Annotated in this window: 8 protein-coding genes; 1 reads left to right on the forward strand and 7 read right to left on the reverse strand. The window is 43.4% G+C overall.

Features of this window, described 5'->3' with window-relative positions:
• Positions 1-198 precede the first annotated feature (198 nt).
• The 7 genes from WAO38_RS12550 to WAO38_RS12580 all read right to left on the reverse strand — a co-directional run bounded on the left by WAO38_RS12550 (position 199) and on the right by WAO38_RS12580 (position 8,016).
• A complete protein-coding gene (locus WAO38_RS12550; protein WP_422237567.1) occupies positions 199-807 on the reverse strand; it encodes a pilus assembly FimT family protein in 609 nt (202 codons plus the stop codon).
• 128 nt (positions 808-935) lie between these two features.
• Positions 936-2,753: a citrate/2-methylcitrate synthase gene (locus WAO38_RS12555; protein ID WP_422237569.1), complete on the reverse strand. Its 1,818-nt coding sequence runs from the start codon at positions 2,751-2,753 to the stop codon at positions 936-938.
• A gap of 10 nt (positions 2,754-2,763) precedes the next feature.
• Positions 2,764-4,080, reverse strand: coding sequence for an ATP citrate lyase citrate-binding domain-containing protein (locus WAO38_RS12560; RefSeq protein WP_422237571.1), 1,317 nt, complete (start codon positions 4,078-4,080; stop codon positions 2,764-2,766).
• Positions 4,081-4,171: 91 nt separating this feature from the next.
• Positions 4,172-5,356, reverse strand: coding sequence for a hypothetical protein (locus WAO38_RS12565; protein ID WP_422237573.1), 1,185 nt, complete (start codon positions 5,354-5,356; stop codon positions 4,172-4,174).
• Positions 5,353-5,922 (reverse strand): anthranilate synthase component II, encoded by a 570-nt coding sequence (locus WAO38_RS12570; RefSeq protein WP_422237575.1) that lies wholly within the window; start codon positions 5,920-5,922, stop codon positions 5,353-5,355. The genes WAO38_RS12565 and WAO38_RS12570 overlap by 4 nt, the downstream gene beginning before the upstream one ends.
• A gap of 9 nt (positions 5,923-5,931) precedes the next feature.
• Complete coding sequence (gene mqnE, locus WAO38_RS12575) at positions 5,932-6,993, reverse strand: aminofutalosine synthase MqnE (RefSeq protein ID WP_422237577.1); 1,062 nt, start codon at positions 6,991-6,993, stop codon at positions 5,932-5,934.
• Between the two features lie 84 nt (positions 6,994-7,077).
• Positions 7,078-8,016, reverse strand: coding sequence for a GGDEF domain-containing protein (locus WAO38_RS12580; protein ID WP_422237579.1), 939 nt, complete (start codon positions 8,014-8,016; stop codon positions 7,078-7,080).
• A 134-nt stretch (positions 8,017-8,150) separates the two neighbouring features.
• On the opposite strand from WAO38_RS12580, the gene WAO38_RS12585 reads away from it, so the two are divergent.
• Positions 8,151-9,863 (forward strand): DUF294 nucleotidyltransferase-like domain-containing protein (locus tag WAO38_RS12585; protein WP_422237581.1); only part of this gene is annotated, 1,713 nt, incomplete at its 3' end.

The raw sequence follows: 9,863 nt of genomic DNA on the forward strand, positions 1-9,863 counted from the left end.
CGTTTGACCTACTTAGTTTTCAATGATCTCAAACTCAAACTTAACCCTTCTTTTCGAAGCGTCTCATCGTTTGTGGACGGGAATTATAGGGGATTTAGACTTAGATGTCAAGAGGTTTTCGAAAGAAATTTAGAGAAAATGAAAAATTCTCTAAAAGGCGGGGATATAGTACGTTAATAGCAATAAATTTGGTTTGATTTAATTATAGGTTACCGCAGCAAATCCTGTTTCAGGACTTATGGTAATGGTTGCTGTCCCATCCGTCGTATGCGTTAAGGTGATATTGCAATCATTTGCCATCAGCCCCGCACTCGGTGAAGCACCAAATGCCGTATAGGGTCTGCCCAGGTTATCAAAAGATATTGTTGCACCGCAATTGCTGGCGGCGGTTACACTGAATTTATTTGTCAGTAAAAGATTCGGATCACGTGTTGGGTGGGCATCTCTATCACATTGGCTATTTTGCCAATACATTGTTTTCCCGCTCATAGGGTCAATGGCTGCCTCATCTTCACCAATATGCCCGGTATTCCGATTACTGTCACTTCCTATATAATAGTAACTGCTCCCGTCATCGCATTGTCTAAAGCTTATTTGAGGTCGAGCACGATACCAAAATTGCTGCTGAGGATTAAATACATCATTGACTATTGCCAAATGTTGGGTGTATCGAATATGGCGGGCAACTTGCTCTGCCGCTTGCTGAAGAGGGTTCGAGGTAAAACTGGGCATTGCCAATACAGCCAGTATCCCTATCACTATAATAACGAAGACCAATTCGAGCATTGTAAAAGCAAAACGTTTCATCTTAAATACCTCAGAAAACAAATTTCATCAAAAAATGATTATAACAAAAAAAGAGAAAAGATTAGAATGAAGAAGGATTTTATTAAAATTGGGGCTTTTCCCGCGAAAGCGGGAAATAAAGAAGAGTATTAGATTTCGTCGGCGAGTTCGACGTTATAAAGGATATCGTCCGTCGGGTGACGATACATCGGCATACCGAGACGTTTTTCATCCAGGATATGTCCGATGAATCCGATTGAACGGCCGACAACGAAGAATGCATTCAATGCACCGGCTTCGATGAAGCCATCGATTTCATCTTCACTGTAACCGAGTGCACGCCACATATCGACCATCAAGATACCGATAGTACCGTCAACGTTCAAGATAAGATTATCTTTTTTAGAGGTTGTCAATTTTTCAACTTCTAGAGCAAAATCCAACAATGGTGTGCTTGGGAAGTGCTCTGCCGCATATTTTTTCAATCCCGATACACGAAGGTCCGGGTTACGAACCGATTTGATACGGTGACCGATACCGGAAATCGTTTTTCCTTCTCGTTTCATATAATCGATAAATTCCGCAGGGCTCATGCCGCGGTCATTAGCGTATTTGAAATAACGTGCCGCATCATCGATCGCTCCGCCGAAACGAGGTCCGATAGTAAGCAAACCGGTTACCAATGAGCTGATAACGTCTTTGCCCGCACGTGCGGTAACTTTAGCGTTATGCGCACCCGATACGGCCGGACCGTGATCGGCAACCGTTTTAATAACGGTTTCAAGATAATCGGTCGCCCATTTCGGATAACGTTTTTTGAACCAAAGCAATGAAATAACATCCCCGATACCGAAACCGGTTTCCGGAGTCGCTACCGAACTGATCGGATAGCCTGCATAGGTTGCTTCATCACCGCGGTCATCAGAGATCGTACAAATGAACTCTTTCTTACGGCGTACTTTTGGAACAGAGCGCAATTCCGGTTCAACGATTTCACCGATCGTTCCTTCTGCACGAAGTTTTCCATAAACTTCCGCAATGGTGTGCGGAAGATCATTGAAGCTCGCAGGAACATAAATACCTGCTGCTGCCATCGCTTCATTTTTAGCCGCTGCCGTTTCCGCATCCGCATTTGCCGAAGCACCTGCGTGACCGAATTGAACACCTGAACTGAAATGTTTTGCGATCGTACCGATACACCATGCGATAATCGGTTTTTTGATCTTGCCGGCTTTGACCGCTTCGATCACTTTGTACTCTTCCGTACCGCCGACTTCACCGAGAAGAACCATATATTTGACTTCAGGGTTGCTCTCCATACGAAGAAGGTTATCAATAAATACCGATCCAACGAAACGGTCTCCACCGATCGCAACACCCTCAGCAATACCGTCGGCATTGATAGAGATGATGTTGGAAAGTTCGTTGAACAAACCGCCTGAACGGGTCACAAGCCCGCATGAACCGGCACGGTGAAGTTTAGAGTTAATAATGTTTTCAATCGTTCCGCCGACGTTAGCAATTTTAAATGCACCCGGAGCGATACCGCCGACCGTAGCCGGTCCGATAACAACAACACCCGCGTCACGCGCTGCTTGGTTCATTTTACGTGCGAGTCTCTCAGGGATCCCCTCAGCCGTAACCATGACGGTTTTGAATTGTCCTTTGATTCCGATCGCTTCCATCGTTACGTCATACGCCGTACGGAAAGAACCGAAATTCAATAAAACGTCTGCATTAGGAAATGCTGCCGCTGCTTCCGTAGTGTTACGGAAAACCGGTACCATGACTTCATCAGGTCCGTAGAAAAATTTCTCAAACTTATTGCCTGAAGTTGGAGCAACGATAGCTGCAACCGAAGGTTTTGCGCGATTAATGACATAGTCATAGTCCAACATACGCTGAATTGCACTTGCGTTGTTGTTCCAAAAAATCGCTTGTGTATCTTTAGTAAATAAAGCGCCCATCATTCTCTCCTTATTTCTCTAAAGCCATACGAACGATGTCAGTAACATGCGTCTCCGGCCCATAAACTTCGATGTATAGACCCAAACGGTCTGCTGCCTCTTTAATATCTTTGAGGCCTTTTTCATAGTTCGGTCCGCCACGGCGTACATAAATACGTGCACCGACCGCTTTCATTTTTTCAGCGTAGGTTTCAAACGACTGGATAATACCCGTAAACGTTTTGGCTACGTCGGTAAAGTTTGCAATCGCTCCTCCGATGATAAGGATCTTATCACGGCCTTTCGGATCTTTGTGACGTGTCATTAAATCCAAAACGGTATCTGCATAAAATTTCGTTTCACCGGTAGTCGGTCCGCCTGAATACTCACCATAGTTTGCAAGGTCGGCAACATTTCCGGAAAGGTCGGCAATCGTGTCAGCATAAACAACCGATGCTCCACCGCCCGCAACCATAGTCCAGATACGGCCCATAGGGTTAAGAATCGTCAATTTCAACGAAGCACCCGATTTTGAGTCTGCTTCAGCAATCGCTTTTTCTTCCGGAGATTGATCTTCCATACCGAATGCCGTCGGGAATTCAGCACCGCACCATGATTCACCCATCATGAAACCTGCTGTGTCATCAAGACGTGCGACAAGGTCAAGAATGTGCATATCATTTCCGATCATAACGATCGGATTGATTTCAAGGTATGCGAAGTTCAAATCGCGATAGAATTTGTAAAATTGCTCTGCAAATGTAATAAATCGTTCTTTGTTTTCCGCAGGGATTCCCGCAGGAACATTCGCTCGAATCAAATGAGCGATATTTGCATCATCCATAGTGATCGGAATTGTTACTTCGTTAACTTTCTCTTCCCATCCCTCTTCAACTTCCATACCGCCCTCAGCCGATAGATAAAGAACATCATCTTCACCGACAGTCGTAGCTGAAATATAATATTCCTGGTCTTGTGAATGCGGAGTAAACGGCTCAATAATGAAGTGAGTCAATGTTCCGTGCTGACCTGAAAGGAGTGTCGTTTCGTGAGCGATTTTTTCATCAATCCATTTAGCAGCTTCTTCAAGCGTAACATCACCCGGTTTGTTGGTTTTAAACAATACAAGATCATTTTTACCGCGCTTACCGAATAGCATATCCGGTTTTGCAACCAATGCCTCTTGTTTCAGCCATTCAAAACCGTGTTTTTGCGCACATGCACGCAATTCATCGCCATTAGTTACCAATACTGATTTAAAACCGTAATGAAAACCACTGAAGTATTTTTCCCAGTGTTTAGAGAAAATTGCTTTACCGTCGTATTCACGAATTGCTCTTTGAGCCATTGCAACTCCTTCGAAAATCTATTTGGCAGAAATTATATCATTTATAGGGAGTTTGAATCGCTTCTGAGAAGTTTTACGTAAAATAAGTGTCTTATTTGTTTACTTTTGTAACATACGTTTCATAAACAGGTGTATTTATGTAACTTATTGTAACTTTTTTACTTTGTCTGGTTGTCTCTTTCTCTAAACGGAAATTTTCACAATGGGTGATCCCGTAAAAACGTAACCGTAATTGAAGCTTATTATCCTTAGCATCAATGCATTGAATATTGTTTTCATGCAGAACACCCGAAAGTTCTTTCGCAATGTGCATCGGATACGAAAAATGGCGGCTGGGATCTTCCATAAAACGATAGAGCCATTGATTAAAAAAGACCGCAAGCACGTTTAACAGCAAAATGGCAAAAGCGCTGTAAAAAAGGAATTGATAACGTCCTCGGAATTCCCGCAGCCGTATACGATAGGTATGCAAAAACGTTTGAGCAGCCAGAGGCAATGCCAGCAATAGAAACGGGGCAAAGGTTTGTATTTCGACTTTTTGCCGGAAAGAAAGCAATAAAGAGATAACAAATGCACTCATCGCAATCATCCAGATCAAATCCCACTCTTTGGCGATCATACGACGATACAGGACGTAAAAAAGATAAATAAACACAATAGGAGAAAAGATAGCGGCATAGACACCCAAAGCATCCAGAAACCTGCTTTCCGGTAATCCGCCGACATGAATGCCGTACACACTCAGGGATATACTCAAGGCTATAGCTCCGGAGACCCCGTAGAAATAGTCTTTTCGGTAGACCCCATAAAGAGCTATCGCAAAAAAGAGATAGGCGAAGACCGGATCGATTCCGATTAAAAGAGGGAGAAGCCCTAATGCATAACGTCCATAATTAAGATAGAGATATCCAAAAAGAAATAGGGAGGTGATGATCAGCCCTGCATTATCTACCAATAATGCCGCACTCGTCACACCGGGAAGAAGAATATAAATCAGCACAATCCACAAACGGTCACTCTCACGTACGAGATAATGTTTTGAGATCCCGTAAAGCAAAACGACGGAGAAGAGATGAAGAAAAATCATCGGTATTCTCAGTGCATAATCATTGTGCCCGAAGAAGTGTAACGAAGCGGAGATTAGAACCTGTAAAGGGGAGGTGTCACCGTATAAAATTTGTGCTTCATGGTAACCGATCGAGAGGCCTTTGATTTGCAAAACAAGGATTAAAAGGTTAATCCCCAGCAGTGCTAAAAAAAAGACTCTTTCTCTCATAACTTTAGAAAATTGTTGATTATCTCATGCCCGAATTCGCTCATGATCGATTCAGGGTGAAACTGAACGCCGTAAATCGGTTTATCTTTGATTTCCAGAGCCATGATCTCATGATCATCTTCGCTGTATGCGGTCGGAACAATCACATCCGGCAGATTTTCCTGCTCTACGATCAACGAGTGATACCGCGTAGCGGTAAACATCTCCGGAAGTTTATCAAAGATAGGGGTTTCGCCCTGACGTACCATTCGAGATGTTTTGCCGTGCATCATCCGATTTGCCCGTACGACATTCCCGCCAAAAGCCTGTGCGATACTCTGATGTCCTAAACAAATTCCTAAAATAGGCACTTTATCGGCGAAATGACGAATAACATCCAAAGTTACCCCTGCATCATCCGGAGTAGCCGGCCCCGGAGAGATGATAATTTTTTCCGGATGCAGCGCTTCGATCTCTTCAATACTCAATTCATCATTGCGGATTATTTTCAAATCAGCCCCAAGCTCCAAACAATACTGAACGATGTTGTAAGTAAAACTGTCATAATTATCAATCATTAATATCATTGCGTTTCCTTACCATGCTTTGATTGTATTATACAGGCTATCGCGTTCAATCGGTTCAAATCCGCTGTTTTTAATAAGTCCTACGAACTCTTGCAGATTGACACCGTGAGCACTTTTAGCACCTGCTGCTGAATTAATCGACTCTTTTTCGATCGTACCGTCGAGATCATTCGCCCCAAATTCCTGCGCGACCAGTGCCAAATTAACCGTAGAGGTAACCCAATACGCTTTGAGATTGGGGACATTATCGAGGACAATGCGGCTGATGGCCATCGTTTTGAGTATCTCGTGAGCCGTAATAAACTCTTTGACGTTCAAGAAATTGTTTTCGCTCTGATAGACGAGTGGAATAAAGCAGTTAAATCCGCCTGTAATATCTTGCAAATCCCGAATCCGCATCATATGATCGATTCGATGAGACCGCTCTTCCACATGGCCGAATAACATCGTGACATTGGATTTCATCCCCCGTTCATGCCATTTACGATGGATTTCAAGCCACTGCTGGGTATTGACTTTACCTTTACAGATGTAATCACGTACCTTTTCATCAAAAATCTCTGCACCGCCTCCGGGCATCGAATCGACTCCGTTCGCTACCATCAGATCAAGAATCTCATCGTAACTTTTACCGTATTCTTCGGCTAGGAAATGGACTTCTGCCGCCGTGAGAGCTTTGATATGAAGCTGCGGATGGCGTGCTTTGATTTTACGAAAAACTTCCAAATACCATTCCAATCCCGTATCCGGATTATGGGCAGAGACGATGTGTACTTCGGATATTCCGCGTGCAACGATATCATCGGTAATCGCTACGATCTCATCATGGCTCATCGTATAAGGATTCGGATTTTTGCGGCTGGCGCTGTAGGCACAAAATTTACAAACGTCTTTACAGATATTCGTCGGATTAATATGGCGGTTAATATTAAAATAGGTTCGTTTACCGTGCAGTGCTTTTCGCCGTTCATCGGCAAGCTCTCCCAAGGTAAAAAGGTCTAAATCATAAAGAGCGACTGCTTCATCGAAACTCAATCGTTCATGCTGTTTTACTTTTTCTATCAAATCCATTTTAAAATCTTTAGTTACGTATTTTTGGGCGCATTATAGCGAAAGAAAAAATTGTACTCTTTAATCGAATCATATTTTCCGGCATTACCAATCAAAGAGAATCGTACAGTTTTTATTGGATTTTTTTGCACAATAAAGTGCTTTTTCCGCTCGGGCGATAATACCGTCAAAAGTATCTTTCTCTTGATGAATCGTAACGCCGACACTCATGGTCACATGAACGGTTTTCCCTAAATAGAGCAATTTGCTGTGTTCGATTTTTGCACGGATCTTATCCGCCAGTGCAAATGCCTGTGTCACATCGCATCTACTGAGAACAACGGCGAACTCTTCTCCTCCGTATCGATAGACTTTATCGGCATCACGGATCATTGTTTTGATCGTTTGGGCAATAAAATAAAGGACTTTATCCCCTGCCACATATCCGTGTTCATCATTGATATATTTAAAATTATCGACGTCAAACATCATTAATACCATGGAAAGGGCTTTGCTCTTCCCTGCCTCGATGGCCGATTCCATATCCTCTACAAACCCTTTTCGATTTCCGACCTTGGTAAGAGGATCCGTCGTAAGCGACGAAAAAGCTTCATTCAGATCCGTCGTAAGTTCAATGATCTTGGACTGTGCTTTATCGAGCTCACCGGACATATCTTTATTTAAGGCATTCAAGCTTTCGATAAAAGTGATATGCTCTTTCTCCGTGCTTGCGGGAGCATTATCGAGGCGTTCTTGCTGTTTTTTAGCCACCGACGTAATATCTGCATGCGTTTCAACAAAGGACATGACAGAACGTTTGGCGATATCAAGATGTTTTGTTCCGTCATCTTTTGCAGCGCTTAGTACTTGATGCTCGGCATCTTCCTGCTCTTTGCGCAATTGCGCATCCGCCATTTCCAGAAAAAGTTCGTCAAAATATTGTTTGTAATGTGCCGGATAGGGGGAAATCTGCTTGGAACGTAAAAGTCCCATCACCTGATCATGGATCATCATAACTTTTTGATAATTGTTGGTACGGTTCATCTCAATCTCCTGCAAAAAATATTATATCTTTTATTCTTAAACCAGTTTAGTTCACTACCGCTTATTTTATCACCACTGTTCTCTATCGCAAAAAGATCGTTTTGCGATACAATTAAATCAAAAAGTAGCTAATCATGAGTATTACTGAAGAAATTGAACACCTCATCGGAAACAAATCAAGTGATTTTGAGATTTCCAAACTCTTTAAAACGTATATTTCCGATTATAAGAATTCACTTCCGGAACTTTTCGAGCGCAACCAGGGAAAAGATTTTCTCGTCATCCACACCAAAACGCTTGATTCCATTATAGCTTTGATGTATAAAACGGTACTTCGGCGGCTGTTTGGGAACTATTTGCCGATGCGCAGTTCCATCCCGCTTGCATTTATTGCATTGGGAAGCTATGGCCGTGAGCAGTTGTGTGTCCACAGCGATATTGATCTCATGATCGTTTTTGAAAAAAACGATGGATACAATACAGCTGCCATTATCGAGAAATTTCTCTATTTAGCGTGGGATGCAGGGCTAAAACTCGGGCACCGTGTCCATGAAGTCAATGATTTGCTGAATGCGTCACGCGAGGATATTACCATCCGAACCGCGATGATGGAATCACGCCTCATTATCGGTTCGCCTTTCACCTGGAGCGTTACTCAAAACCACCTTACGGCGATCCGTCATGATAAGCCGAAAGCATTTATTATGGCTAAAATCGAAGAGGCGGATCTCCGCAGACATAAATATCCATTTTCGATGCAGCCGAACATTAAAGAAGGTGTAGGCGGATTGCGGGATTCACAGCTGCTGTATTGGATCGCCAAAACGATATATGGGGTCAACACCCTTAAAGAGTTGAGCGGGAAACTCTTCAACGATGACCAATATCGGGAATACAGGATTGCACTCGAACTCCTTTTTCGCGTTCGAAGTGCCCTGCATCTGCTCACCGGAAAACAGCAAGACCAGCTTGTCCTCGATTACATGCCCCGTATTGCTCAAATGCTCGGGTTTACGGATGAACGCCGTCTCGTCAGCCGTTTGTTGGAAGCACAATGGCGAATCAATAATTTCACCCAGATTTATGTTAAAAAAATGTCACGCATCTATCTCAACGATACGACGCAAATGGCAAGACTCCGTAAAGGAAGAGTCCAAAAAGGGTTCTATGCCATAGAGGGTACGCTCTATTCTTCCTACAACATAGCGACACCTTCGATCGATTCTCTTTTGGAATTGCTCATTACACTTCCTGACCGGGAATGGGTGTTTGATGCAAGCGTTCTCTTCCATTTCACCTATACGGCGATGAAGCACCCTCTTCGCGCTAAAACCTATGGACTGCTGCGAAAACTCTTTGAACGAAAACACTTGTACGTCTGTTTAAAACTCTTTTACGATGCGGGTATCCTGCATCACCTCATCGGCGCATTTAAAAAGGTGCTCCATCTGCCGCAGTTTGACGGCTACCACCACTACCCGGTCGATCTGCACTCGATCAAATGCATTCAGGCGCTCGAATCGATCCAAGACCCCTATGTAGAAGCGCTCTATGCCCCTTTGAACACTTCCGATAAAGTTCTTCTTAAAGCCGTCATCCTCCTTCATGATACCGGGAAAGGACGCAAGCAAGATCACAGTGAAGTGGGAACAAAATTGATTGTCCCTTTCCTTAAAAATCTTAAGCTTCCAATTCTGCAGTATGAACGGGGAGCTTTGCTGGTACGTCATCATGTACTGATGAGCAATGTGGCCTATCGTGAAAATCTCTATCACGAAAAGACCCTTTACCAATTTATGTCGAAAATCAAAACGCCGGAGAATCTAGCCCTTCTCTATATTGTGACC

It is taken from the genome of Sulfuricurvum sp., assembly GCF_049277495.1.
In the GTDB taxonomy this organism is placed as follows: Bacteria; Campylobacterota; Campylobacteria; order Campylobacterales; family Sulfurimonadaceae; genus Sulfuricurvum.

Excerpts from the sequence above, each read along its gene's own strand:
- WAO38_RS12550 (WP_422237567.1), bottom strand. The coding sequence starts at position 807 with ATGAAACGTTTTGCTTTTACAATGCTCGAATTGGTCTTCGTTATTATA.
- WAO38_RS12555 (WP_422237569.1), bottom strand. The coding sequence starts at position 2,753 with ATGGGCGCTTTATTTACTAAAGATACACAAGCGATTTTTTGGAACAAC.
- WAO38_RS12560 (WP_422237571.1), bottom strand. The coding sequence starts at position 4,080 with ATGGCTCAAAGAGCAATTCGTGAATACGACGGTAAAGCAATTTTCTCT.
- WAO38_RS12565 (WP_422237573.1), bottom strand. The coding sequence starts at position 5,356 with ATGAGAGAAAGAGTCTTTTTTTTAGCACTGCTGGGGATTAACCTTTTA.
- WAO38_RS12570 (WP_422237575.1), bottom strand. The coding sequence starts at position 5,922 with ATGATATTAATGATTGATAATTATGACAGTTTTACTTACAACATCGTT.
- mqnE (WP_422237577.1), bottom strand. The coding sequence starts at position 6,993 with ATGGATTTGATAGAAAAAGTAAAACAGCATGAACGATTGAGTTTCGAT.
- WAO38_RS12580 (WP_422237579.1), bottom strand. The coding sequence starts at position 8,016 with ATGAACCGTACCAACAATTATCAAAAAGTTATGATGATCCATGATCAG.